Consider the following 24,952-nt stretch of genomic DNA (forward strand, 5'->3'; position numbering starts at 1 on the left):
GAAGAACATGAACTACGAATTGATCCGTGCGCTGTGCCCCGTGGAGGCTGGCGCAGGCTACGACTGGACCGCCTGCTGCGAGGTCTTCCCACGCCTGCATGCGCTTGAGACCACGCCGCAGAGCCCGCGCTATCACGCCGAGGGCAATGTCGGCATCCACACTCGCATGGTGCTGGACGCGCTGCTGGAATGCGACCACTTCCGAGCTACCAGCGGCGCGCGGCGCGAGACCCTGTTCCTCGCTGCGCTGTTGCACGACCTGTGCAAGCCGGAAACCACGACCATCGATCCGGTGACCGGAGAGATCGGCCAGCCTGGCCACTCGCGCCGCGGAGCGGTCGACGTACGCGCGCTACTCTGGCGCGCGGGCGTGCCGTTCGAGCTGCGCGAGGCGGTCTGCCGCATCATCGCCGTGCATCAGGTGCCGTTCTTTGCCTTCGATTCGCGTCGCGGCGAATCGCCTGAGTTCATTGCACGGCGACTGTCGTGGAGCCTGGATTTGCCCGACCTGATCTGCGTGGCGCGCGCCGACATGCGGGGACGCATCTGCGCCGATCAACAGGCCCGGCTGGACGACATTGCGTTGTTTGAGCAACTTGCCCGTGAGGACGGATGCTGGGGCATCCCCAGGGCGGCAGCTTCAGCGCACACGCGGCTGACATATGCGCGTGGTTCGGCTGTGCATTTGGATACGCCGCTGTTCCAGGTGCCGGGATCGCAGGTCACGGTGCTCTGTGGGCTGCCGGCCTCGGGCAAGGACAGCTGGGCGGCGCGCCATGCTCGAGGTATCGAGATCGTGTCGTTCGACGACGCGAAGGCGGAACTCGGCCTGAAGCACGGCGAGAACGATGGCCTGGCGGCCCATCGCGCGGTCGACAAGGCAAAAGCGTTGCTGCGCCGACGGGAGCCCTTCGTCTGGAACGCCACGCATTTGAGCGAGCAGATGCGCAACAAGACGCTGGACCTGCTCTACGCCTACGACGCCCACGTGAGTCTGGTCTATCTCGAGGTGCCCGCCGACGCACTCTTCAGGAGAAACGCGCGCCGCGACACCACTCTCAAGCAAAGGGATCTCGAACGCATGTTGCACCGATGGGAGGTGCCACTACCCTGGGAGGCGCACGAGGTGCGCTATGTGGTCGAGGCTGACGGCCAGCGAGGCTGAGGCTGAGGCAGGCGGCACGGGGTTTCGCCGAACGCATGGCCACTTTGGGCTCGGCGTTGCACCACGGCAGACGCCTTTGTACCGCCCAGTGAACGCCTAGCCGGGCTGCGTGCGGATTTGGCTCCTGGGCCAGCCAATGCGTGAGGCATCGCCGGTCATGCCTCGCCCTGCTGGTTGACGGGCTTCGAGCCCCTGGTGTTTTGGGTGCAGCGGACAGTCGAGGAACCAGCCGTTCAATGGCCGGAGTTCATGAAAGCTGCCGTTCGGTCGCCGACACGCGAATCACTCAGCTCAGCCTAGAGTCGACACCGGGCCTCATGCGTACATCGGACGGCCTGCCTGCGGCCAATGCCCGAGGCGGCGCTTCAAGCAGCCGGATGCGTTGCACGTTGATCGCGGGCGTCCGCCGAGGTTTGAAAGGTCACTTCGCACCTCGTGCGAGCGCTGGCGATTCCCAGATCAAGCAGGCGCATCACATCCAACGCTTCTTCAGGTGGAACCGGATTGCTGCCATTGCCCAGTAAAAGATCTCGAATCTGGCGGTAGTACTCCGGGTATGCGCCTCGCTCAGTAGGAAACGCTCGCCGGACCAGCGTCGCACCTTCCAACATCACCAACTCGCCCTGGTCGGGATCGACGCCCCATTCCTGCAAGTTGCCGACCTGGGGCCGCAGTCCGGCTTTCAACGAATCCTCTTGTTGGTCGACGCCCCGTTTCACATAGCTTCCCTTCAGCCCGTGCAGCTCGATACGCGGGCCGGGAACGGCGGACACATTGCTTGCATGCAACGTGACCCTCAGACCATCGGCGTAGCGCAGTACCGCCTGGAAATGATCATCGATTTGCGCGCCAGGCCTCAACAGCGCGAGGTCCAACTGGATAGCGTCAGGCCGGCCGAAGTGCCGTAGCGCTTCATCAAGCAGGTGAGGGCCCAGGTCCATCCACAGTCCGCCGCCTTCTGCGGCGGCCTCCCGCCAGCGAACCCGGGGCTGCGGTCGATAGCGATCAAAATGCAAGCGTGCATGGCGAATGGGGCCAAGTACTTGGTCCTGTAGAAGCTGGCGCACGGTCAGCGCGGTACTGTCCCAACGCCTGTTGTGAAAAACGCTCAGGTGCCGGTCTTGCGCCTGCGCCAGGCAGACCAGCTCTTCTGCTTCGTCCGCGTTCGACGTGAACGGCTTGTCCACAACGACGTGCCTGCCGGCCAGCAGGGCCGCATGCGCCAGGGCGTGATGGGTGAGGTTGGGTGTGGCAATGACCACCAGGTCAACGTCAGCCGTTGCAATCAAGGCCGCGGCGTCACCGTAGACCTTCACGTCCGAACCAAGCGTTCGGTGGACCTTTGATGGGTCGCTGCTGCTGACTGCAGTCAACTCCAGACCAGGAACGGCTTGAATGAGAGGAGCGTGAAAGGTCTGGCTCGCATAGCCAAAGCCCAGTAGACCGACGCGAAGCATGTGGAGATCAGAGCCGATTTCGATCTGGCCATTTTGCCGCCTGCGATAGCCGGCGTTGACCAGGTGGATGTCGGCTTGCGCCAGAAGCTGCGCCTCGAACAGCGATCAGTTCAAAGCCCGAAATCCAACGCCGCTAGGTACACCGCCAGGTCTTGTTCAGAGAAACAGCAGACGGTGACCTCTGCAGGCAGATCGTTCTCGTGCAGCCATTGCCGAATGCATTGCACGGCGACCTTGGCGGCAAGTCGGATGGGGTAGCCATAGGCTCCCGTACTGATGCTTGGGAATGCGATGGACTGCAGACCTTGATCGCGTGCGATGGTCAGGCAGGCCACATAGCAGCTGCGAAGCAGATCCTCTTCACCTTTGGCGCCACCCTGCCAAACCGGGCCCACGGTGTGAATGATGTGCGACGCCGGCAATCGAAACCCCGGCGTTATCTTCGCCTGCCCCGTCTTGCATCCGCGCAGCTTCCGGCAAGCCTCGAGCAGCTCCGGGCCTGCGGTGCGATGAATGGCGCCGTCGACCCCGCCGCCACCCAGCAGCGATGAATTGGCTGCGTTGACGATGGCGTCAACGGCCAGGGTCGTGATGTTGGCTTGGATGGCGCGGATTTGCTTCACGGGATCGACTCCTCGAAGTCCATGGCGATTCGGAGGTCAGCCTTTGTTGCGCGGGCTGAAGGTGCGCGGGAAGGTCACGGGCGTAGAGCGGTCCTTCAGGCGGTAGCCCATCGGTGGCCGGTTGGATTCGCTCTCGACAAAGCCGACCTCCTCGAGGAAATCGGCCGCCAACATGCGCGTGCGAAAGCCGCTCTTGTCGACCGGGCGCCCGAGCACCACCTCGTATGTCCGCTGCAACTGGGGCAAGGTGAAAGGCTCTTGCAGCAGGAAGGCCGGCAGCGAGGTGTACTCGACCTTGCTGCGCAATCTCTCGACTGCCGCCAGCAGGATGTCCGAGTGGTCAAAGGCAAGCGCTGGCGCCTGGAGCAGCTCGTCCACATCGAACCACGCGACATCTGCCGCGTTGGCGCCCTTGGCCAGCTCGAGGTCCTGCACCGGGATCAAAGCAAAGTAGGCGTGCGTCGCCGACCAGCCTCGGGGGTCACGCGTGGCGCTGCCCCAACTGCCCAGCTGCTCCAGGTAAGGCGAGTCCACGCCCGTCTTCTGCAGCAGCTTGCGGCGCGCGCAGGCCAGCAAGTCTTCGTCCAGCTCGACATTCACGAAGCCGCCCGGCAGGGCCCATAGCCCCGGATGGGGCTCCGTCGTGTCGGAAGGGCGTTGGACGAGCAGGACCTTCAGTGCGTCTTTGAGCACCGTGAAGATGACGACGTCCACCGTGGTGTAGGGCCTGGGAAAGTCGTTGCCGGGCGCTGCGGCCCTGCGCGTTGTCTTGGTCGCCATCGGTCGAGTGCCTCTTGACGTTCCGGGATATAGGTTGTACTGTACACCTTATAAAGATGTATTGAACAACTTATTGGGAAAGGAAGAACCATGTTCGGTATCCGCTTCATCAAGTCGCAGCCCACCACACATCTGATGCAGTTCCGTGGCGGCAAGCTGGCGCGCCAAGGCGCAGGGCTGTCCTTCTACTACTACTCGCCGACGACGACGCTCGTCGCCGTGCCCGTGGCCAGCCATGACCGCCCTTTCATGCTGGACCTGGTGACGTCGGACTTCCAGAGCGTGACCGTGCAGGGGCAGGTGACCTATCGCATCAGCGAGCCGCAGCGCACTGCGGCCATGATGGACTTCTCATTGCGTGCGGACGGCAAGACCTATGCGTCCGAGGATCCGGCCCGTCTGGCGGATCGTGTGGCCCAGCAGGCCGAAGTCATCGTCCAGCAGGCCGTCCAGGCGCTGGACCTCAAGCAGGCCCTGAGGTCCTCGGCCTTGATCGCGCGCACAGCCCAGCGTGAGCTTGGCGTGCAGCCGGAGATCGAGGCGCTGGGCCTGGAGATCCTGGGCGTGTCCATCCTGAGCGTGAAGCCGACGCCCGACATCGCGCGAGCGCTGGAGGCGGAGGCGCGCGAGTCCAATCTGCGTGCGGCGGACGATGCGGTCTATTCGCGGCGCATGTCCGCCGTGGAGAAGGAACGTGCCATTCGCCAGAACGAACTGGATACAGAGATCGCCATCGAGCACAAGCGCCGCGAGATCAGCGAGACCAAGCTGGAGGCCAAGGCGGCCCTGATGCGTAAGGACAACGGCCTGCGCGCCGAGCAGATGGACGCGGACATCGAGCTTGAGGAGAGCCGCAAGGCCTTTGTGAGCGGCCAGGCGGCCAACAGCCGCACGCTCGCGGAGGCGGAGGCCCATCGCGTCGCCAGCGTCATGACGGCCCTGAGCCAGGCGGACACGCGCGTGGTGCAAGCCCTCGCGGCGGTGGGCATGCAGCCGGCCCAACTGATCGCGCAGGCCTTTGGTGGCATTGCCGAGAACGCTGAGCGCATCGGCCAGTTCAATATGGCGCCCGAGCTGCTTCAGGCGCTGCTGGGGCATACGGCCGTCGGATCGGATGGAGGCGAGCGTGGCCGCAGCCGGTGAACGCAAGGTCGTGCTGGTGACCCGCAAGACCCGGCTGGAGGAACTGATTGCCAGGTACCACACGCTGGGCCAGGCGCGCTTCTACATCGAGCACCTGGGCGCCGACTTCACGGACTACGTGCAGGAGAACCTGGCCTATGGCGAGAGCCTTCAGCGGATCAGCGCAACGCTGCGGGAATGGGGGCGCCATCAGGTGCTGGATCGGTCCCTGCTGCCGAACTTTATCTTCGCGCCGGACGACATCGTGATCGCGTTGGGGCAGGACGGCCTGGTTGCCAACACGATGAAGTACCTGGAGGGCCAGCCGTTGATCGGTGTGAATCCAGAACCCACGCGCTGGGACGGCTTGCTGCTGCCCTTCGAGCCTTGTCATCTCGACGCCTTGCTCAGGGACGTGGCGCAGGGACGGCGGCCGACCAAGGCAGTCACCATGGCGCAGGCCAGCCTGTCCGATGGCCAGATCCTGCGCGGGGTCAATGACTTGTTCATCGGACCGCGCAGCCACACCTCGGCGCTGTATGACATCGCGCTGGGCGACAGGCACGAGCAGCAGTCGTCATCGGGTGTCATCGTCTCGACCGGCTTGGGGTCCACGGCCTGGTTGAAGAGTGTCATGACGGGATCAATGGCATTGGCGGCAGCGGCCGGCGCCGGGAGTTCGGGCGCGTACAAGCCCATGGCCTGGGACGCCGATCGCTTGACGTTCGCGGTGCGGGAGCCGTTTCCGACACAGCGCACGCAGGCCAGCCTGGTCTACGGGCAGGTGACGAAATCAGCGCCACTGCGCCTGCGCTCCAGAATGCCCGAACACGGCGTGATCTTCTCTGACGGCATGGAGGCGGACTTCATCCGCTTCACCGCCGGCATGGAAGTGACGGTCAGCGTTGCGCCAACCCGAGGGATGTTGGTGACCTGACTCAAAAGAGACGAATGAAATGAACTCCAAATCTCAGCTGACAACCGTCAGCAAATTCCTCAGCCTGGTGCTGAGGCACGAGCCACACCGGATTGGTATTGCCCTCGATGAGGCTGGCTGGACGTCGGTCGATGAGTTGCTGCGCAAGGCAGCGGCGGCCGGATGCCCGTTCTCCCGCGCAACGCTGGAGGAGGTTGTCGCGAACAGCGACAAGCAGCGCTTCGCCTTCAGCGAGGACGGCCTGCACATCCGCGCCAACCAAGGCCACTCCATCGAGATCGATCTGGATCTGCCAGTCCTCGAACCGCCGGACATCCTGTTCCATGGCACCGCATCGCGGTTCGTCGAGTCGATTCTTAGCAGCGGGCTGGAGCGACGGGAGCGACACCATGTCCATCTGACGCAGCATCGTCAGACGGCGGTGTCGGTCGGGCAGCGCTATGGCGAACCCGTCATCCTGCGCATCGATGCCCAAGCGATGTTTGCCGAGGGCCACGAGTTCCGTTGTTCCGCCAACGGCGTCTGGCTGGTAGAAGCCGTTCCGACCAAGTTCATCCAGGTGGAGCCGTGATCGATACCGTCACCCTGTACCGACCCACCGGTCCCACGGAGCTTGCATTGGTCGAGGCCGCCGGCCATCGGCGTTGGCCGCCTCGGTTGCCCGACCAACCCATCTTCTATCCGGTGACCAACGAGGCGTATGCCGTCGAAATCGCCCGCGACTGGAACGTGGCAGCCAGCGGCGCCGGCTTCGTGACTCGCTTCGAGGTGCGCAAGACCTTCATGGACCGCTATGCCGTCCATCAAGTCGGGGCTGCACATCACACCGAGTGGTGGGTGCCGGCAGAAGAATTGGACGCCCTGAACGACAACATCGTCGGCACCATCGAGGTGATCCGACGTTTTCCCGAGAACAACAACGAAGACCGAACATGAAACTGGCTATTGCCCCCACCTCCAGCAGGCCACCGAATGGCCAGGAGAAGACGAGCACATCCTCGCCCACCACGACGACACCAGCGTTGTGGTCTATCGGGCCTACCGCCCGGCCAGCAGCGCCCAAGCAACAAGAGCACTTACGCGGTGGCCGACGTACAGGTCATGGTCTGACCGACCGTGGGTACGAAGCCCAGGACGAACCGCCTGCCAAGCGACCATCTGGTTGCTACGTCGCCTTTGGGCATCCCTTCTCTTTCATCCAAACAGATCGCCGTTTTCCGGCCCTTTGATCTCGGGCCCTTTGTCGGGCTTCGGCTTCGGCCGCTTACGTCTGGCGTTCAGCTCGCGAGCCGCGGGATCGGCTGCAGCCTCTCGCCACTCGTCAACAAACATGTCAGGCTCCGACTCCCAGTCGGCTGGCTCCGCCAGCGGCTTCCAAGGTGCTGGCGCCGGCTCGGCCTGAAGCAGATCCGCTGGGAACTGCCTGATGAAGTCGCCTGCCTTGTCGATGGGGCAATTCAGCCAAGCGTCCTGATCCTCCGGGCGCAGAAACACCGGCATCCTCTTCTCGTCGCCAGGCGGGTTGAAGCGGCTGAAGATTGCATGGCCGTCTGCGTTGACGGTCAGCATCGTGAAGGACAGGATCTCCTCCCCTTGCGGGCCAATCCACACGCCCCACAGGCCGGCCGCGCAAAGCGGATCGCCGTTGTTGCGCTTGACGGCCCATCGCACGGGGTCTCCAGTCTCGTAGCACCACTCGAAGCCCCTTTCGATGGGGATCATGCAGCGGTTACCGGCAAACCAGGCGGCCTTGAAGGCGCGCTTCTCGCGCATCGTCTCGGACTTGCAGTTGTATGTCTTGCGGCCGAAGGCCAGGTCCGGCGCAAACTCAGGCAGGTAGCCGAAGAAGCCGAGTTGGGCCTGCGCGACAACAAGCTCGGCCTTGTCTTCAGCGCGGATGAAGAAGGCCTTCAGCCCGGGAAACGCCGACTCGGGCGGTTCAACGTCTGACGGCCTGGACACACCGAAGTGCGCCATCAGGCGGTCGTCCATCGTGACGGGCTCGTAGTTTGAGCACATGGCTGTCCGGTCGGGCAAGGTCGGTGCAGCCAAGCCTAATCGAACTGCGGAAAGACTTTAGATTTCCGCTGAAGCCACCTGACCTGTTGGCGCGACGGACTCGGCGTGACGGCAACTCCAGGCCACAGCCGAGAACTTGCCCTTGGGGCGGGTGTACCGGTACTTCCTGAAGGTCAGCCGCACTCGGCCGAGCCAGCCGGCGTCCACCTCAACGCGAATCTCGTCGTCATGCACCACTGCCGCATCGGGCAGCAGGCATTGGGCCTTCCCGACGTACTCGCTAGGCACGCGGCCCAGGATGCCGTTGTCGACGAGCGTGGATGGGAGAGGGGTGATGTGTTCGGGGGCTTCAGTCATGGCGCAATGCTGCCCAAGCATCGGCTCACTGGATGAGCCAGCCGCGCCTAGAGCTTGACTGGAGAGTGGTCGAAATAGCCCAGCTCAGCCCACAGATTGCGAGCTTCCTTGTAGAGACGGTGCACCGCGCTGGCACCCAGTTCAGCGCGCAACCCTCGCCTCGCGAGCCTCGAAGGCCATAGGCGTCTTGGCGATCACCAGACAGAGAGCTACAAACTATTGGGACTGCTACTCCCGGCGCGGCTTCCGTTCGCTACAAATTTACCCCGCAATCACAGCCTTGAACGCGATCGACGCGATGCCCCAATCCGTGTAGACGTCATCAACATGGGTTCACGGACCGCTTCGCGTCACCGCGACCGAAGCAATTGACGAAGCCGTACCAACGTCGGTTCGGCGGCTCCCTGCGCCACGTTGGCGGCCAGGTCCGGCCAGACTGGCGCGGCGCTGGAGCCGCTGTACGAGCTGACAAGCGCTTCATCCTCAGTTGCCGTGTGGTGCACGCCGACGAGACGCCAGTGGCCCCGCTGGACCCGGCCGCGGGCAAGACGCGCAGGGCCTACGGTGAGTTTTGGGGACGGCAGGTACAAAGGAGCAGGAGCAGTTGAAAGCGATGCATGGACAACACGACCAAGGAATGGTTTGACCCCTCGACCGTCAAGGTCGAACGCACTGCGGACGTTGAAGGGTGGCAAACAGACGAAGAGCTTGTGCGACTGTCAGGAGCCCCCAAGGGCAGCGTTCTGCGCGTATCGGTCAACGACAAAGGCGCCATCGAGCTACGCGTGTCGAACCCATCCGTCCTTGGCGAGGACATGGTCAGAGTGCTGGTGCAAGAAGCGGATGGCTTTGCTTTTCACATTGTGAATGCGGTGTTTGTCCTCAAGGAGGAGCTGCTCGCCCGCGGGATTGGCCCTCGCAGCGTCACCATCGAGCTATTGCAGGCGAAAGCGTTGGGCTACATCACCCGCGTGAAAACGTGGGCGATTGGCAATCGTGCAACTTTCGAGGGAGAACCGCCCCTAAGGGGGTACTACGTGTGGCCGCTGATGGGCTTTGACGCTCCGGTGCCTGCCGAGTTGCTAACGCACCCAGGACTGCCACCGGCGCTGCCGGAACCACCCACACTGCAGGGTCTGTTTGAAACTGAGGCGGGCGAAGGGTTCTGGCTCAAGCACGGGGACTCTCTTTGGGTCGAATTCGACCTCCGTGAAGGATCAACGAGCTGGAAAAGGCTCGCTCGCTATACTTCAGAACGCAACATCGACGTGCAACCATGAGCGCACTGGACATTCTCCGCCGCATCACCAAGCCGATGACGGATGCCGAGTCGGTGGCGATGGTGCGCACGCAGTACGGCGTCGGCCGCGAGAACGTCAGCAATGGCGACTTGGTGGCCGTTCAACGAGCCAGGGAAGTGCTCGCTCGACGCACGGGCAAGAACACCACCGTTGCAGTCAACGCCATCAAGGTCAAGGGTGCTCGGAGCAAGGGCGTGACCGTTGGGGCGAAGGCCAAGCCTGGCATCAAAAAGCTTCGCGCAGCACGGTAACCACCGATTCGATTAAACCCAGAAGGGGCAGTTTGCGCTGCCCCTTCTTCCATATGAACCCGGCTCATCCGCCGTCGCTGGTCCAGCACCCGCAGTAGCGTCGGTCTGCCAACGTGTGGTCGCTTGGCAAGGACCCGTGGCCGTCATACTGGAAAGCGTCGAAGGCTCACCAGCCCCGGTGGCCACCTAAAGCGCCCCACTTATGGCCACCGGGGCAACTGGCGTCAGCCACTTCAGCTTCGATCCCACCGCCGTATGCGGCCGGACAAGTCACCTTGACGTCCGGTAGGCAGTCGTCGAGCTGGTGGCCCGTCAGACCGGGTGAGCGGCCAGCGTGTGTGCACGAACACCTTCGATCTCGTCGTCCCACGTGGCAAGGATCGTCGCCCCTGAGTCGACCCTGGAGGCATCGTCAGGATTTTTCACGCTGACGGGAAAGACATGGTCGCAGCCGGCGCACTTGAGCACCCAGCCGCCGGATTCGTTGGTGCCGCCAGGCCATCGACCGACCGAAATGTGGATGGCTTCTCACAGCTCGGGCACTTCACGACCTCATTGCGATGGACGACGTCCATATGGCTGCTCCCTCACGGCCTTGGTGGCCGCCATTGTTCACTCGAATGACGGATTTCATCATTCGTTGAAAACGGATTTTTGGTGAAAGCCAGGCGCGCCTAGAGCTTGACTGGAGAGTGGTCGAAATAGCCCAGCTCAGCCCACAGATTGCGAGCTTCCTTGTAGAGACGGTGCACCGCGCTGGCACCCAATTCAGCGCGCAACTCTGCCTCGCGAGCCTCGAAGGCCGTAGGCGTCTTGGCGACCCAGCCCATTTCGTCCTCGCCGATCTCGGTATAGACGTAGCTGATTGCGAGCCCGTTGGCGTGCAACGCGTCCGGCAGCCCGAGCCCTTCGTCTTCGCCCACCTTCCACTGCGAGCGCCAAGACACGACCTTGCAGGGCAACGAGCCATACGCGCGCTCGGCTGAAAAGGGGTCGTCATCCTTGTGCCCCCATTCGTGCCACAGCTGCAGAGCCTCCATGCAGAGCCGCGTCTCCAGCGCAGCCGAAGCCTCCGGACCAAGCCCCAGCTTCAAGCGCCGACGCTCATCTCCAAAGTCGTCCGACACCATCGAGCACCAGATATGCCGATCCTCCTCGTCCTTCACCGTGAAGACCGCGATGCCCAGACCGGACGAGTGCACCGCTTGCGCCAGCGCGTTTTCATCGACATCGAGAACCCACTGCTGGCGCCAGTCATCAGCGCTCAAGGCGGGCGCGCGACGTGAGGAATCGTTGGTGTAGCCAAGCTCGCCCCAAAGCGCCCTGGCCTGGCGATGTAGTTCGCGCCAGAACGCGCGGAACGCCTCTTCGCCCATCTCCTCGGACAGCTCAAGGACGCGACTCTCAGAAATCTCCGCATCGAATAGCACCCATCCAGGCGTCCCTGCGTTGTCGATGGCGTCGTATTCGAACTGAATGCACCACCCGCAGCGGTGCCAGGCCGTCGGCAGCGGCTTGCTGTCCTCCCTGATTTCCCATTGCGCGCGCCAGGAGGCATCGGTTTCCATGAGCGGCTCCGAGTTCGTTTGTGATGCCTCAGAATACTGTACAAATAAACAGCATTCAACACCGCCGATCTGGAAGGAAAACATACAGCATGTGGGTGGACGCAATTCAGACGAGGCAGCACGGGCGCAAGCTGCCGCAGGAATCGCTAGAAGCCCTGGTCCCGGTTCGCGGGCGCCTGTGGGTGACCGTAATGCGCGGTTGGGCCGAGAACGGCGAACGTCGGCCCATGACAGCGTCCCTGCTTGGCGTCCGCGGCGGCCCAGAGGTGCGCTGGCGCCAGCTCGACAGGGCCAGGGTCAAGATCCGTGACGGCCAAATCATGGTGCTGGGGTACGAGGACCACGGCTTCAGTGCCAAAAGCCCCAAGCCTGTTCCTCAGGTCTGGTGGTGCGATCCCGTTCGCGATCCTGTCGATGAGCAGGAGGGCAGAGCGAAAGCCAAATTCCCACCTACGTTAGGCAAGGCCAGACTCGCAGCGCTGAACTCGCCAGGCGGCTGACATGACCAGAGTTGGTTGCGCGCCCATCAGGAGGCGCGCCGATTGCCGAATGTCCCGTCCCTTGCCTTCAGGAGGCCTGATGCCAAACGAGCCGATTCAACCTCAGCCTGGGAGACGTCCGGTCTACCCAGTGGATTCAGACGCGGCAGACAAAAGCGGCCGCACGCGCGAGGGTGCTCAGCGTCCTGAAAAACAACCCGCTCTGCCTGCGCCTGGAGCCAAGGATGACCCAGCTTCAGATGAGAACACCAAGTCCGCGAACCATCCCAACGATGAGTAGCCTTTGGCAATAGAGGTTGGCGCCTGCTGGCCTGCCATCTCAGCCGAACCAGACGGGCTTGTACTCCTCGTTGGCCTTGACCCAGTCCTCCATGCTGATCTCGCGCACTTCGACGCCGGCAAGAAATTGGACGCGGCGGTTGTGAGACTGTGTGCCGCTCATCTGGCGGGTGCGACGCATGATGCTGTCGCGGACCTCGTTGGCGTAACTGCGCTGCACGTTGCGCTGGATCGGCTGGATCTTGTCGGCGGAGCACGTGAACAGGCCGGGGAACTGGATGGCGCGGTGGGCGGCAACGGTGGCGACGGCTTGCATGGCGGGCTCCGGGGTGACTGCATTCGATGACCGTCAGTGTCTCGACCGCAAGGAGTTCAGACCATCGCCATTAGTGGGGATCCGGGCGAAAGGTCTCCCCCTTTTGGGGGATACGGCTCGTCGAGCTCCCTCTTCAGGGCGATATCCGTTGAGCGCCGGCATTCAGACACTGGCAGCGCTATGCAACACACGCCACCCGCAGATAACCGAGGAGAGACCTCCATGCCCGTCGCTGACCGCCGCACCGTCGCCCGCGCTCACAACGAGCAATGGCCCGAGACCATGCGCGATGAGCTCAGGAAGCTTCAGTTCCTGCACGCTGTCGAGGTCGATGAAGTTGACGCCGACGCTTGGCAAGACATCTTCGAGTGCTTCGAGGGGCGCCACATCCGCTTCATCTGACCGCGCCGAGCTGAAGCGTTGCGCCTTACCGAGGCGCCGTAACCGAGTTCAATACCTGAGTGAAAGAACACCGTGGCCTTGTTCGAGTTCAACCGCAGTTTGGTTCCGGTGGCTGGCGTGGGCCAGTTGTCCTTCGAGCGGGCCCAAGGGCAGATATGCGCCCGCGATGGCGATAGGAAGCTGGTCATGAGCATCACCACCGGCCCCGGGTTCGGTCAGCGCCTGGCAACGGCGTTCGCCGACTATAGGAAGGCGACGCAAGAGCCGCATCGCCAAGGGGGAGTGAGTCACCGCTGGATCGAAAGCTCTTGCGCATTTGATGGCCGACCGTTGCAGGCGGATGCCGACGCCCGTTGTGCAGCGCAAGCGGAGGTGTAGTGGCTGCCCTGTTGACGCGCTTCCGGCAAGCGGCGACCGCTTTCAGCCTGTAGCCGCGGGTCGGCGACTTTCGGCTTTGGGCACATAGCTGCCGCATCGACGCTGGCCGTGAACGAGCAGCCGCTGCGAAGCTGACATGCCGATCCGTTCGCACGCGTTGGTAGCCGCCGGTGCTCATGAAGACTGGATCGCACGCTCGTAGCGCAGGACTGGGTGCTGACGTCCACTGGAATAGGCAGGCCCAATGCATCAATGTTGTGAAGGTCAAGGGACAACCGGCGCACGCCTCCATTGTTTTGCGGATGAGTCGGTAGAACTTCGATGGCGACGACGGCACCTTGATGCTACGTTGCCCAAACCAACAGCCGGCTCGGCAGAACATCCTGCGGGCGCCCCGTATGAAGCACCTGCTGATAGGAGTGTTCGCTGCGATCGCCTTGATCGGTTCAAAGGTTGCGTTAGAGACAACTGCCATTGGGCACTTGGCCGAAGCGCAGACCTACGGCCTGCTGATCCGCCTCCTGCCAACGTTTACCAAGGAAGGGCCTCCGGTTCAGGTCCTAGACGTCAGTCACCTGATTGGCCGCGTTGGCGAGGACGGACAAAAGCTGATTCCGACCCATCGAGAGCGCCTGTTCGATCTGCTTACGGTCATCGCTGAACAGCGGCCCCTCGCGATAGGCGTCGATGTCGACTTTTCGCCGACTCAGAAGGGCTGGGTAAGCGAGCAAGACCCAGACTTCTTTGAACGCTGCCAAGCGTTGGCCAAGAAATATGACACACCGATCTTTCTTGGCATCTATCGAACGCTTCGAGAGCAGCCCGAGGCATGGCTGGGAGTGTCTCAGTTCCAGTCTATGGCTGCGGGACTGTGGTTGCCGCGCTCGGCGGAACCGCGCCTGCCTGTCGCGTTCGCACCGATGCGTGCTGGCAAGACGCCCAGCACAGGAAGCGAAGGGGACGCTGAACAGTGGATTCCAAGTCTGGGCGCAGCGCTAGCTGGTGCGGTACTTGGGACAGCCAAGGGGCCACCCCTGATTCCCCCAAGCGCTGTTGAGCTGGAATCCTTGCAGCTGATCCCGATCAACTTTGGCGGCGCCACGTTGCAGGTTAGAAACACGATGGTGGACTACTCATTTCTCGATCAAATTGAGCGGGAGAGCCTGCGAAAGGTTACTCCCGCCGATGTGCGCAAGAACGCCGATCGAATTCGAAACCATGTGGTTCTCCTGGGCGATACAAGTCGCGAAGCGGGCGATAGGTTCCCAGTGCCGGTGGGCGAAGAGGACCGCAACGGTGTCTTCGTGCATGCGGCACTGGCTACCAGTCTCGTCGCACACCCGCTATACGAGTTCAAGCACAGCGTCCGTCTCGCCTTTGACGCAGCTCTGTCGTTCATCGTTATTGCCTTGGTACTCGTCCTTTCAGGCAGGGGGGCCGGAGCTGCCGAGCATGCCATCGAAGCACGCGTAGTCAGCTACGTTGTCATCGCAGTCCTCCTCCTCGGAGTGACATTCGTGCTGACGTTCCGAGTCGTATGGCTCGACTTTCTCTTGGTCGTGTTCTTTCTCGCAGTGCACCCCACAATCGAGACGCGACTTAAAAGAATTCTGAGCAGATTGCGATCAACCCGAATAGGTGCCGCATGAAAACGAGCAACCCGTCGAAGGCGCCGCGATCTGCGTGGCTGTGGATTTTGATTCCTACAGCAATAGGCACGCCAGCATTGGCCGACGTCAAAGGCAAGGTCATCGTCGTCACCAGAGGCTGCGCCATCAGAGTGGTGGATTCTCAACAGTCCAGACCACTGCAGCGCGGAGCGCCTATTGACCGCGGGGATCGGATCTCCTGCTCGGCAGGCGCGACACTGACGTTCGAGCAGCCCATCACCTCGGAACGTATTACGCTCAACGGACCGATCGTCTACTGGGTCCCATACCTTCCGATTCAACGCGAACTTTTGGAAGAGAACCGCGGCGGATCCGTCGCTGAGGCCGCCCGTCCCATCGACTTTGGATACGTTGCGTCTGCGCAATCAGAGGACGCGGTCCGGTTCGCCCAGATGGAGCCAGACCTACAACGCAGGCAAGGCATGCCGCTCGTGCATGGGCCATGGCCCGCGGTGGCGGAGATCGATAGTCTAGGTAAGGTGTTCCGATTCCAAGGCCGACAAGAAGTATCTTGGTCTCCGAGTGTCACTTGCCGAACTTCATTTGGTTCCGCTGCGATCTACGAATCACCCGACGATCTCACGCGAACGTTGCTGAGTCGCGTGGCACCCGAAACGAACCAGAACCTCCACCAATGGTTTAAGGAGTCTGGCTGTCTATCTGTCCCGAGAGAGCCTGCTTCGTCCTCCGCACTCAAGTTGGCAACCCGATACCAGATAGTGCCTCTCCAGGTCTTCTCTACCACTACTGAGAATCTGCCCCTGTCAATGAAATGGCTCCTGCCTGCGACAAAAGACGGTTCGTACGCGCGGAAGCTCACGCTGGCTCAAATGGCGCTGTTGAATGCAGACAGCGGCAAGCTAGTAGCGACAAGCGTAGGCTATTCGCTCGGACCGGAAATCGGCCGAGAATTAAAGAGCGGCCTGATGAAGGAGCAGTGCCGGTCCGATCGGGTCTGCACAAACACCGCTGATCTCACGAATGCACAAGCAGATGCTGTAGAGGCACTGCTGCAAGAACTTGCGAAGTCGCCCCCCAGTGTTGTCGCTCCCGCTAAGCCGAACTACAAGGACAGGGCGCCGGTAAATGAAAAGTAGTGAGCGCCGTATTGCTCCCAGCGGCCGCTCTGCAAAGCGGGCCGCTGACGCGACCGGCCCCTCGGGACGGCGCCTATTCAGAACAGCGGGGAAGTGAATTGCTTCGTAGACACCTTCTTCAAGGCGCGGCGGCGTAGGCGGCCTAGGGAAGCGGGCTGGCCCGATGCGGCGCAGTGGCAGCGGCTCAAGGCAGCGGTGGGCGGGCGGCTGGAGGCCGTTCAACCACTGATGGCGCCGTGCGCGTCGTATCCGTCCGGCCAAGTCATCTTGAGCGGCTGTTGTCGACAGTCGCGGCTCGACCCGGCAGCGCAGGCAGGCGGACGTCTTGTCCGACGCTTCAGTCCCATCTGTGGGTCACGAAGCACCCGCTGGCGGACGCCCCCGACGGGAACCGCCAGCTCCTCATCATGGCAACGGCTTGTTCGTCGAAGAGCTTCTTCGGGCTCGAATTAACGATTTCGACTTTCACGACAGCACCACGTTCAACGTCAGTGAGCGTCCGGTCAACCCATATTGATGGCGCTCGGATCAGTCGCTAGGCGAGTTGATCTCATCAGTTGTTTCGCCGGTGTCCGGTGTCGAAGTAGCTGGCGATGGCGCGGTCTAGCCGTTTGAGAAGCGCATTGAGCGTCTCGCCCTCACGCCGCACGAGCAGGGCGAGCGCGTTGCTGCCATCAGCAGCAGTAGCAGCGCACTCGACATCGCCGATGGCGCCGAGCGTGATCTCGCCGCCGTCTTCGATGAGCTCTTCTATGGCCTTCATCTGACTGAGACCTAGGCGCCCTGCGGCTGCCAGCGATGCGGCAGCAGCTCATCGAGCCGGCTGTTGAGATGCGTCGGCAAACGCTCGAGCACGTCGCGCAGGTAGGCCCAGGGATCGTGCCCATTCATGCGGGCCGACTGCACGAGGCTCATCACGACGGCAGCTACGGCCTGGTGGCTGCGGGGTGCATCGTGCCTGCTTGTACTGACGTCCAGAAGCGAACCGCTATCTACACGCGGGAGATCGCCGCCCTGGGAGCTTTGAAACGCGAGCACGAGGTTTATTGCTCGTCTCCAGCTGGAAGTCCCCGCGGAGGACATGCGGCCAGCCAAGCACTCACTACTTCATGCCGACGGCGCACGGTGATCACGAGGTAGTCAATGAGGGTGTCTTGATCGGCTGCCAGGTGACCCCGCCGGAAAAGTACCCCAGGCCGACTGCAGCAGGCCCAACCCCAGCAGGCCGGCGATGACTCCGATCCGCGCTGCCATGGTCAGTTCGCCGCCGCCGCCTGCATGGCGTCGAGGAAGGCGGGGTCCGAATACAGCTTCATCAGGAAGGCCTCAATGCCGGCCGGCAGCGCGTTCATCACGTCGCCGCAGCCGTTGACCGCGCCTGCCGAGACGGGAAAGCTGTGTACGCTCTTGACCGTGAACGGCGGCTTGCCTTGAACAGTGAAGGTCGCGTTGATGCTCCATTTGCCGCCGCCGAAGGAGGAGAAGTCGAACTCGTCCAGCGAGGCCTGAATGCGCGGCGCGTCGGGCTCGACGAGGCCGGAGGCCACCAGCTCCAGGTTGGCGGCGGCCTCCATCAGCGAGGCGAAGGGCGTCTTGTTGGGGCCATAGACCGGGAAGCTTGCCCGGCACAGCAGCATGGCCTTGTTGTTCTTCGCGGTGTCGAAGGCGACGAGCCGAGGCGCGGGGGCCTTGTCCTTCAGCCCCTTCAGGAAGGCCATGTTCTTTTCGGACGGCGCGTAGCCCGTGGCCATGTAGGTGCGGAAGGCTGGCACCACGACGTTGCGGCCGCCGGGCAGGGCGATGACGTCGTAGTCGGCTGCGGCTGCAAGCGGCGGAACGGTCAATGTGGCAAGCGCCGCCGTGGCCATCAGGGTGTGGGTCCGCTTCATTTCTTCACCGGCGCAAGCAGCCGCCCTTCGTTGAACAGGTTGTAGATGCGCGTGAACAGGCGATCCGTCATCGCCTTGCCGACCTGGTCCTTGTTGAAGTCCACAAACGTCTTGCCCTTCCAGACGACTTCGGAGGTCTTGACGTCCACCAGCTCCATCTCGACGTTCAGGTTCTGCATGCCGGAGGTCAGGTTGGCCTGGGCTTGGGGCGTCCAGATGCGCAGCGCATGCGTGGTGGCTGGCGCCATGCGGTCCTGGCCGGCCAGGCCGCAATAGGGCAGGCCCGATTCGATGATGGACGGCTTGCCGTAAGAGATCACCGCGTTCTGAAACTGCAGGGACAGTGCCTGCCCGAACGAGCGGAACATGCCCATGTCGACCTGGGTGTAGACGCAGGCGACCTGCTGCACGGCCTGCGGCTTGACCATCGTGGTCCAGTGCGTGCAGCCGGGCAGGGCCAGGCAGGCGGCCAGCAGCAGCGCCGTGGCGCTGGCTTTTCGAGGGGAATTCATCGGGGTCTTTGCGGCGAGGAAATCCCGCCAAACCCGTGAATCTAGCAGCCCGGCTGCCCAACCCCAGGCTCAGGGCTCGGCAGGCTGCGGCGCGTCCAGCGCTGCGAGAGCGCGTTGCAGCGCGTGCGAGCTGCAGCGTAAGCAATGGGATGGACGCCCCCACCCGTAGACGTAGACGGCATTGAGGTGCCACAGTGGATGTATCAGCAACCACTCGATTGGAAGGAGCGTCCACCATGGAGATCACGACGATCGGCCTTGATCTGGCCAAGAACGTTTTCTAGGTTCAGGGGGCAGTTAACTGGTTTGGTGGACACCATCCTGGCCGTTGGCGACGGGCCGTTCAAGAGTGAGTTCGCCGGACGCATACAAAGAAGAAGCAGATTGCGCATCGCATTCCTGTTTTTTAGCGGCCCAGAGGCCAACGAAGCGCTGCAGTCTGCCCGCCAGCAGTGCCCGAGGCAATGGTGGCAATTCACTTGCCATCTCGGGGCCACTTACCGCGCCTCGGCCTGTCGCGAGCGCCATTGCGGCGGCAACAACTCGGCGACCCGACTTGCCTGCTGCGTCGGCGGCCGCTCCAGCACATCGCGCAGGTAGGCATAGGGATCAAGCCCGTTGAGCTTGGCCGATTGGATGAGGCTCATCACCGCCGCAGCTGTTTTGCCGTAAGCGTCTGGCTAAGTCATGTTGACTTGGCTGGCTACCGGCGAGTAGCAGCGATGCCCACGAAGTGGCGCAGTCTCTTTGCCGGAGCTCGTGTCGCGCAGGTCTAGGGACAGTCTGCAAAACCCACTCCAGGACGTTCGATGGCTGAACTCGATAGCGTCAACACCGTCCTGACGCCGTCTACGGTTCTCCGCCTTCGATCACGGCAACGACGCCGGTCAAGCACGGTTCTCCAGCCGCTTCAGTAGGAAGCGAATCGCCAATGGCACCAGCACGACGTCGTCCATCAAACCCAGCACGGGAATAACATCGGGAATCAGGTCGATAGGCGACAGAACATAGAGCACGATGAGCGCGGTGCCGACTTTGAGCCAGGTTGGTGCCGAAGGCTGGCGCAAGGCGTACCAGAGCCGGCGAGCATCGCCCCTCACGACGGTCCAGTGCAAGGTCAGGCGTTTCAACAAGATGGAGCCTCCGGCTAACGGCGACTGACGCCGTGCCCGGCAGATGGTGCTCGTTCTCCTCGCCACAAGGGCGGCCAGGCGGCGTTACATCCGCAGCTCAGGCCACTGCCTCAAAGTCGATGTGGCCTTGCCGGGGGTCGACGGCGACCAAACGCACGCGCGTGGTGTCGCCCACATCGAGGCCTTCGAAGCCCCGCACGACCTTGCCTTCGACGAGCGGCTGGCGCAGGCGCACAAAGGTGCCCTTGGGCGCGACGCCCGTCACCACGGCCTCGAAGACCTCACCAATGCGCTGGTCGAGCAGGAAGGCGGCTGCAGCCTTGAGCACCTGGCGCTCGACCGCGTTGGCCTGACCTTGCTGCTCGGTGCAGTGCCGCGCGATGCCGTCGAGCGCCTCGACGGTGTACGGCGGCGGGTTGCCCGCGATTGCGGCCTTGACCAGTCGCTGCATGACCAGATCGGGAAAGCGCCGATTGGGCGCCGTGGTGTGTGCGTAGTCGTGGACGGCGAGGCCAAAGTGCCCCTGTCCCGGCCTGTCCGGCGCGGCGGCCAGGTACTCGCCAGCGCCGAGCAGTTTGACGACCGCCAGCGACAGATCCGCGAAGCCGGTCGGATCGGCCTCGCGTTGTCCGGAGAGAAAGCGGTCGAGCGCGGCGGCGTCCGGCTGGTCCGGCAGGCGGCCGCCGTGCGACGCGGCGAGCGCCTCGATGCGATCCCAACGCTGCGGCGCCCGCAGGAAGCGGCGCAGCGACGGAAAGCCATGCCCATCGAGAAACCTGGCAGTGGCTCCGTTCGCGGCAATCATGAGTTCAGCGATGAGGTCCTTCGCGCGGTTCTTCTGGTCGGCCCGCAGGTCGACCAGCCGGCCGTCGGCGAATACGGGGCGCGCCGACACGGTGGTCATGTTCAGGGCCCCATGCTCGTGGCGCCAGCGTGCCAGTCGTGACGCAAGCGCGTCGTGCAGGTGAAGCTGCTCCGCCAGGCGCGGCACCTTCGCGAGTTGCGGCAGCGGCGAAGACTCGTCCGCCAACCAAGCACTTACCGCTTCGTAGGCCAGCTTCGCGTGGTTGAGGACGACAGCTGCGTACAGCGATACTCCCGATACCGCGCCATCCTTCTCGACACGCATGTCAACCACCACGGCCAGACGCTCCTTGCCCTCGTGGAGCGAGCTCAAGTCGGTGGACAGCGCCTCTGGCAGCATCGGGTAGACCCCTGCGGCCGTATATACCGAGGTCGTGTTGTTCGCCGCATGCTCATCAAGCGCGCTGCCTGCAGGCACGAACGCCTCAACGTCGGCGATCGCGACGAGCAGTCGCAATGCTTCGTCCGGCAGCGATTCGGCCACGCTTAGCTGGTCGAGGTCGCGTGTGTCGTCGTTGTCGATAGAGAACCACGTGAGCGAACGCAAGTCGCGCACATCCCCATGGCGCTGCTGGCCGGCGCGACTGTTGTTCTGCGCCTCGGCGAGAGCCGCAGGCGAGAAGCGAAACTGGAAGCCACGTTGGCACATCGCTTCCTCGGCAAGGCGGCGCAGATCGTCAGCGGTCATGCGGGACGGGGCAATCGTGGCAGGAGGGCAGGACGCTGGATTGCAATGGTGTCGTCGACTGTAGCGGTGGTGGCGATTTCAGCGGCAGGCGCGGCGCGGAACCGACCCCGCTGATCGCAGGCGGCGGACCGCTTTGCAGCGGTTGCCGTCACCGGCGGTCGGCAGGCCGCCAGCTGCGCCATATATGGCTTCTTTGCCGGTGTTCATATGGTGTTTCTCCGATCCGACGCTGCGAAGGGTGTCTCTGGACTAGCTGCCGCGGCACCTTCAGCTTCTCGAGGGCTTTGGATACTTCTTCGAGACCTTCTGTCGCCTATTCTCCTTGTCCGGAGGCAGAAGCCAGAAGCCAAAACCAGCTACCAGCTTGGCGCCCCTGCCGCGGAAAAAGTGGCGTTTGCTTTGGCCCTACTTTGTCGAGGATGCCGGTGCTCCCGGCGGCCGCGACTCGGTGGTCCCGAGAATCGCCAGATGGCGCTTCTGAAGGGAATTCCCAACCTCTCGCAAGAAGGCCCTCGGGTCTTCACCGTTCCGCTCTAGAAATGCATAGCCGGTACGTTCAAGTTCGGCGGCGGCGGTTCGGTTGGCCTGCCACTTGCGCTGGAAGTCTCCGCTCGTCGAGACGGTCACAAGAAGCGCCGCTGAGACCGTCAGCAACGCAGCGATGTCACGCTTGAGCTTCTCTTCTGGAATGAATGATTCGACCTTGAGGACCAAACCAGCAAGCGCGCTGAGTACGGCGGCCCCCCAAGCGAAGCCCCAGTAGAGAGAGCTCCACAGGGCAGCAATTTGGCGGGTGTCCCGGTGGTTCTCAAGAATTGCCCGCGCCACAATCGCCGCGTCGACATCCGTTCGCTTGAGCATTGCCTCCATGGCATCGTCGAGGGCTCCACCTCGAAGCTGGTTGTCCATCTGATACAGGTAAACGGCTCCGCCAAATGCGACGATGGCGAGCAATGCGCCAACGAGTGTGTAGGTCCGCTTCACTTGTGTCCTTTCGGTGCGCGGCTAAAAGCCGCAGAGAGGGGCTGGCAGTTGCTACTACCTCGGGCGGCGGCGCCGGGGAAGATCAGGAGCAGGAACGGAGGCGGCGTCTGCGACCTGCTCAACCTTGTTCGAGGCCGCGACGAAGCGATAGTTTTCTTCGGCCTCAGCGATTTGTACCCTCGCACTCAACGCGCCACTGGCAGACAGGCACTGCATCAAGACGGTGTCATCGGAGTGCAGGGCCCAGCCGAGCGGTAGAGGCGGAGATTGGGAAAGGTTCTTGCACTCCGCGCGCGCCTTGACGGCGTCAGCACCAGGGAGGTCGCCGGAGGCACGGATTCTCCATGTCGGACCGTACTGTCCGCCTGCTGACAGGCATTCATCCGTACGCAGCGAATTTCTTCCCTTGCAAAGCTGCCGCGTGAGCTCGCCAGCCAACGAGTAGTTGAAGAGCGCGCTGGGATACAGCCTGGTCAGGAGTTGCGGCTCCATAGCGTTCAGCTCGTGCGCAGCATGACCCGCTCGGACCGCAAGGATGGTTTCTACCGGGCTGCTTACCCAACTGAGCCAGCGAGGGCGGAACAATGCTTCAAGTTCGTCGACCTCGAACCTGCATCGTGGCCTGAACTTGGCTCGATCGAGGGCTTCGCGGACGTCGCTACTCGCGGTGGACTCCCATCCTGCAGGGTCGACGCATGCGGAAGTCGGGTCGTTGGAAAAGTGAAGCACGTGTGTGGCGACCTGGCTCCGTGCCTCGAATGCTGCATTGAATGTCCGCTTCCTTCTCTGTGGCTCGTTGGCGACGACGACCGCCGGCCTCGGCTCAGGAACGTGCTGGCCCAGTATGTTCAGTGCATACCTCGTCATGGTTAGGCCGCTGTTGTCGAAATAGCCACCGTCGACGAGCATGCCCAATCGCGCGCTGCCAGGAATGGTCGGGAAACCTTCCGGCGTCTTGCCGTCGTTCATCTTCACGCGAATCCAGCGGGGCAGCGGCGCTTGGTCTGTGGCGAGGTAGTCGTGCACGTTCTCGAGGGACACCGCCACATCCGCCGTAGGCGAGAGAAACGGAAACCGGGCGCTCATCACCACTGAGTGCACGACGTTGGTCCGAATGAGGTCGGACTGCCGCAAGAGTCCGTTGACGAACTTGCGGTCGCCTCCTGGCATGCCGAAGTTGGTGTTTCCCATCGGTGCGAACGCACCCATGAGGACCTCGGTCGCGCCGAAGTACACCGTCGGCGGATGCTTCATCCTCTTGAAGCATAGATTGACCAATGGGCGAGCGAACAGATCTGCGTCGGCTCCTGCAATTTGTCGCCAGCGGTTCACTATCGTGGCTTCGAAGACGTCGTCACGGCGCGCTGAGAACCACAGAGGTCCGAAGAAGAGTCGAGGCGTGTCGAGAAACAGCAGTCCCGCGATGGCGGGTGACAGAAGGTCTGAGCTCAAGAACCTGTGGATGAGGCTGCGCCGCTCGATCAACGAATCCGTTGCCTCGACGGCCGCAAGCCATGTGGCGATGCCAAGGCTGCCTCCGGAGACACCCGACATGGTGGCGATCCTGTCTTCGAAGTTGGGGATCGTCTCCTCGAGGTTGGCCAGGCCCATGGCGGTCCAATAGGCTGCGCGAATCCCGCCCCCCTCGGCGCTGACGAAGAACATTGCCGGCACGCCTTCGGATCGCTTGGAGTCCTGAACCGCGTCGTCTGCCTGGTCTTGAAGGGCTCTCACCAGACTACGCTGTACATGAACGCACTTTCCATCTGACTCGTATTTCTCCACCGTCGAGGCGGTTGCCTTTTTCAGCAGTGGGTTTTCGGCGTCGGCGAGGGGCTGATAGACGACATTCGCCACAACCAGCGCGAGCGGAACCAGCGCCGCCAGCCTGGGAGATGGTGTGCAGTAAGGGAGGGCGATGAACAGGGCCGCGAAGAGGCTTGAGAGCGTGCTGAGCCCGAGCAAGGTGACGAATATCGGGCCCAGGTTCATTGCGCTCTCAGGCGCGCCGATGAGCATGAATGCGCCGAACAGAAGCGGTGCAGACGCGAGTGCCACCACGCCGACAGCCAGGAACAGTCGCCTTGTTCTGAGTCGCTCGAGCCTTGCCGACCAAGCGAGCGGATCGCCCCATGCTCTCCGTAGCACCAAAGCCTTGAGGACCATGAAGCCGCAGATGCCGAGCAGGGCGGCAACAACAAGAGCCACAAAGCTTGATGCCCTCCATGCCACCAACAGGATCGGCAGAGAGGAAAGGACGAACGCCCACACGATGTGCAAGGTGGCCAATCCCCGAACATCCGCCGGTTGCGAGACGCTTGCCGCAGATGAGTCGTTCTTAGGCGCCGCTTGCCCTTTGCCGCCGCGCCAGCTCAAGACCACCAGTGACGTCAGCAAGCAGGCAGAGAGTGTCGCGGCGAAAGCGAGGGCAACCGCCACCACCGTGCTCCAGCTGTACCACGCCGAGGCGGACATCTGCCAAGTGAGAGCTTGGCCCTGAGACGTCCCGAGAAACACGAAGAAGACCGCAGCGGAGGCCAACCATGGCCACAAAAGGACCGCGGGCCTCAGAACGCTTCTGAGCCATCTCCAGCGCTGCGCCAACCGTGGCCTAGCTGCATTGAGCGCATCTGCGATACCCATGGAGCGCCTCCCGATGT

General features: G+C 62.8%; 27 protein-coding genes and 2 pseudogenes. 12 read left to right on the top strand and 17 right to left on the bottom strand.

Translation table 11 applies throughout. The features are described from left to right. Window positions 1–7 precede the first annotated feature (7 nt). On the top strand, window positions 8–1,165 hold the full coding sequence (locus ASC95_RS10360) for an AAA family ATPase (RefSeq protein WP_057298323.1): 1,158 nt from the start codon (window positions 8–10) through the stop codon (window positions 1,163–1,165). A gap of 365 nt (window positions 1,166–1,530) precedes the next feature. Here ASC95_RS10360 and ASC95_RS10365 read toward each other — a convergent pair whose 3' ends face one another. From ASC95_RS10365 to ASC95_RS10375, 3 genes are all read right to left on the bottom strand, one after another. Then, a complete protein-coding gene (locus tag ASC95_RS10365; RefSeq protein ID WP_057297643.1) occupies window positions 1,531–2,622 on the bottom strand; it encodes an oxidoreductase in 1,092 nt (363 codons plus the stop codon). A gap of 110 nt (window positions 2,623–2,732) precedes the next feature. Beyond that, the gene (locus ASC95_RS10370) at window positions 2,733–3,245 is read right to left on the bottom strand and encodes an O-acetyl-ADP-ribose deacetylase (protein ID WP_057297644.1); all 513 of its coding nucleotides are present in this window, start codon (window positions 3,243–3,245) and stop codon (window positions 2,733–2,735) included. A gap of 36 nt (window positions 3,246–3,281) precedes the next feature. Next, entirely contained in the window at window positions 3,282–4,025 is a 744-nt protein-coding gene (locus tag ASC95_RS10375) for an NUDIX domain-containing protein (protein ID WP_057297645.1), read from the bottom strand. A 90-nt stretch (window positions 4,026–4,115) separates the two neighbouring features. On the opposite strand from ASC95_RS10375, the gene ASC95_RS10380 reads away from it, so the two are divergent. Genes ASC95_RS10380 through ASC95_RS10395 form a run of 4 tightly spaced genes read left to right on the top strand, consistent with a single transcriptional unit; the run spans window position 4,116 to window position 7,020 of the window. After that, window positions 4,116–5,168, top strand: a complete 1,053-nt coding sequence (locus tag ASC95_RS10380; protein ID WP_057297646.1) for an SPFH domain-containing protein — start codon at window positions 4,116–4,118, stop codon at window positions 5,166–5,168. Window positions 5,169–5,178: 10 nt separating this feature from the next. Further along, the gene (locus tag ASC95_RS10385; protein WP_235537884.1) at window positions 5,179–6,084 is read left to right on the top strand and encodes a sugar kinase; all 906 of its coding nucleotides are present in this window, start codon (window positions 5,179–5,181) and stop codon (window positions 6,082–6,084) included. Between the two features lie 19 nt (window positions 6,085–6,103). Next, a complete protein-coding gene (locus ASC95_RS10390; RefSeq protein WP_057297648.1) occupies window positions 6,104–6,655 on the top strand; it encodes an RNA 2'-phosphotransferase in 552 nt (183 codons plus the stop codon). After that, a complete protein-coding gene (locus tag ASC95_RS10395; RefSeq protein ID WP_200960119.1) occupies window positions 6,652–7,020 on the top strand; it encodes a hypothetical protein in 369 nt (122 codons plus the stop codon). The genes ASC95_RS10390 and ASC95_RS10395 overlap by 4 nt, the downstream gene beginning before the upstream one ends. Before the next feature lie 258 nt (window positions 7,021–7,278). On the opposite strand, the gene ASC95_RS10400 is transcribed toward ASC95_RS10395, so the two are convergent. Continuing rightward, window positions 7,279–8,103 carry an SOS response-associated peptidase gene (locus ASC95_RS10400; protein ID WP_082567675.1) on the bottom strand — a complete coding sequence of 275 codons (825 nt, stop codon included), beginning with the start codon at window positions 8,101–8,103 and terminating at the stop codon, window positions 7,279–7,281. 57 nt (window positions 8,104–8,160) lie between these two features. Beyond that, complete coding sequence (locus ASC95_RS10405; protein ID WP_057297650.1) at window positions 8,161–8,460, bottom strand: hypothetical protein; 300 nt, start codon at window positions 8,458–8,460, stop codon at window positions 8,161–8,163. Between the two features lie 617 nt (window positions 8,461–9,077). Between ASC95_RS10405 and ASC95_RS10410 the strand changes: the two genes are divergently transcribed. Then, window positions 9,078–9,740 (top strand): hypothetical protein, encoded by a 663-nt coding sequence (locus ASC95_RS10410; RefSeq protein ID WP_057297651.1) that lies wholly within the window; start codon window positions 9,078–9,080, stop codon window positions 9,738–9,740. After that, on the top strand, window positions 9,737–10,012 hold the full coding sequence (locus tag ASC95_RS10415) for a hypothetical protein (RefSeq protein ID WP_057297652.1): 276 nt from the start codon (window positions 9,737–9,739) through the stop codon (window positions 10,010–10,012). The genes ASC95_RS10410 and ASC95_RS10415 overlap by 4 nt, the downstream gene beginning before the upstream one ends. A 674-nt stretch (window positions 10,013–10,686) precedes the next feature. Here ASC95_RS10415 and ASC95_RS10420 read toward each other — a convergent pair. Beyond that, window positions 10,687–11,580: a hypothetical protein gene (locus tag ASC95_RS10420; RefSeq protein ID WP_157256095.1), complete on the bottom strand. Its 894-nt coding sequence runs from the start codon at window positions 11,578–11,580 to the stop codon at window positions 10,687–10,689. Between the two features lie 89 nt (window positions 11,581–11,669). Here ASC95_RS10420 and ASC95_RS31840 point away from each other — a divergent pair, with 89 nt between their 5' ends. After that, a complete protein-coding gene (locus ASC95_RS31840) occupies window positions 11,670–12,080 on the top strand; it encodes a hypothetical protein (RefSeq protein ID WP_057297654.1) in 411 nt (136 codons plus the stop codon). A gap of 319 nt (window positions 12,081–12,399) precedes the next feature. On the opposite strand, the gene ASC95_RS10430 is transcribed toward ASC95_RS31840, so the two are convergent. Continuing rightward, on the bottom strand, window positions 12,400–12,675 hold the full coding sequence (locus ASC95_RS10430; protein WP_057297655.1) for a hypothetical protein: 276 nt from the start codon (window positions 12,673–12,675) through the stop codon (window positions 12,400–12,402). Window positions 12,676–12,897: 222 nt separating this feature from the next. Between ASC95_RS10430 and ASC95_RS10435 the strand changes: the two genes are divergently transcribed. The 4 genes from ASC95_RS10435 to ASC95_RS31145 all read left to right on the top strand — a co-directional run bounded on the left by ASC95_RS10435 (window position 12,898) and on the right by ASC95_RS31145 (window position 16,222). Beyond that, on the top strand, window positions 12,898–13,077 hold the full coding sequence (locus ASC95_RS10435) for a hypothetical protein (RefSeq protein ID WP_057297656.1): 180 nt from the start codon (window positions 12,898–12,900) through the stop codon (window positions 13,075–13,077). Window positions 13,078–13,155: 78 nt separating this feature from the next. Next, on the top strand, window positions 13,156–13,455 hold the full coding sequence (locus ASC95_RS10440) for a hypothetical protein (protein ID WP_157256098.1): 300 nt from the start codon (window positions 13,156–13,158) through the stop codon (window positions 13,453–13,455). Between the two features lie 398 nt (window positions 13,456–13,853). Further along, window positions 13,854–15,104, top strand: coding sequence for a CHASE2 domain-containing protein (locus ASC95_RS10445; protein ID WP_057297658.1), 1,251 nt, complete (start codon window positions 13,854–13,856; stop codon window positions 15,102–15,104). Window positions 15,105–15,892: 788 nt separating this feature from the next. After that, window positions 15,893–16,222, top strand: a complete 330-nt coding sequence (locus ASC95_RS31145; protein ID WP_162250750.1) for a hypothetical protein — start codon at window positions 15,893–15,895, stop codon at window positions 16,220–16,222. Between the two features lie 337 nt (window positions 16,223–16,559). Here the strand turns inward: ASC95_RS31145 and ASC95_RS32480 are convergent, their stop codons facing one another. From ASC95_RS32480 to ASC95_RS10480, 10 genes and pseudogenes are all read right to left on the bottom strand, one after another. Then, a complete protein-coding gene (locus ASC95_RS32480; RefSeq protein WP_162250751.1) occupies window positions 16,560–16,691 on the bottom strand; it encodes an energy transducer TonB in 132 nt (43 codons plus the stop codon). A gap of 84 nt (window positions 16,692–16,775) precedes the next feature. Further along, entirely contained in the window at window positions 16,776–16,985 is a 210-nt protein-coding gene (locus ASC95_RS10450; protein ID WP_200960120.1) for a hypothetical protein, read from the bottom strand. An 11-nt stretch (window positions 16,986–16,996) separates the two neighbouring features. Next, window positions 16,997–17,149 (bottom strand): annotated as a pseudogene (locus tag ASC95_RS29905) (transposase domain-containing protein); the annotation flags it as partial. 329 nt (window positions 17,150–17,478) lie between these two features. Next, window positions 17,479–18,111: a hypothetical protein gene (locus tag ASC95_RS10455; RefSeq protein ID WP_157256107.1), complete on the bottom strand. Its 633-nt coding sequence runs from the start codon at window positions 18,109–18,111 to the stop codon at window positions 17,479–17,481. After that, window positions 18,108–18,623 (bottom strand): hypothetical protein, encoded by a 516-nt coding sequence (locus ASC95_RS10460; RefSeq protein ID WP_057297660.1) that lies wholly within the window; start codon window positions 18,621–18,623, stop codon window positions 18,108–18,110. The genes ASC95_RS10455 and ASC95_RS10460 overlap by 4 nt, the downstream gene beginning before the upstream one ends. Window positions 18,624–19,120: 497 nt before the next feature. Next, window positions 19,121–19,291, bottom strand: a pseudogene (locus ASC95_RS29910) (transposase domain-containing protein); the annotation flags it as partial. Between the two features lie 219 nt (window positions 19,292–19,510). After that, window positions 19,511–19,756: a YkvA family protein gene (locus tag ASC95_RS10465; RefSeq protein WP_057297661.1), complete on the bottom strand. Its 246-nt coding sequence runs from the start codon at window positions 19,754–19,756 to the stop codon at window positions 19,511–19,513. Window positions 19,757–19,853: 97 nt separating this feature from the next. Beyond that, a complete protein-coding gene (locus tag ASC95_RS10470; protein ID WP_057297662.1) occupies window positions 19,854–21,308 on the bottom strand; it encodes an RNB domain-containing ribonuclease in 1,455 nt (484 codons plus the stop codon). Between the two features lie 405 nt (window positions 21,309–21,713). Further along, entirely contained in the window at window positions 21,714–22,292 is a 579-nt protein-coding gene (locus ASC95_RS10475) for a hypothetical protein (RefSeq protein WP_157256110.1), read from the bottom strand. Window positions 22,293–22,346: 54 nt separating this feature from the next. Continuing rightward, window positions 22,347–24,767: a hypothetical protein gene (locus tag ASC95_RS10480; RefSeq protein ID WP_157256113.1), complete on the bottom strand. Its 2,421-nt coding sequence runs from the start codon at window positions 24,765–24,767 to the stop codon at window positions 22,347–22,349. Window positions 24,768–24,952 lie beyond the last annotated feature (185 nt).

It is taken from the genome of Pelomonas sp. Root1217, assembly GCF_001425705.1.
Classification (GTDB): domain Bacteria; phylum Pseudomonadota; class Gammaproteobacteria; order Burkholderiales; family Burkholderiaceae_C; genus Pelomonas.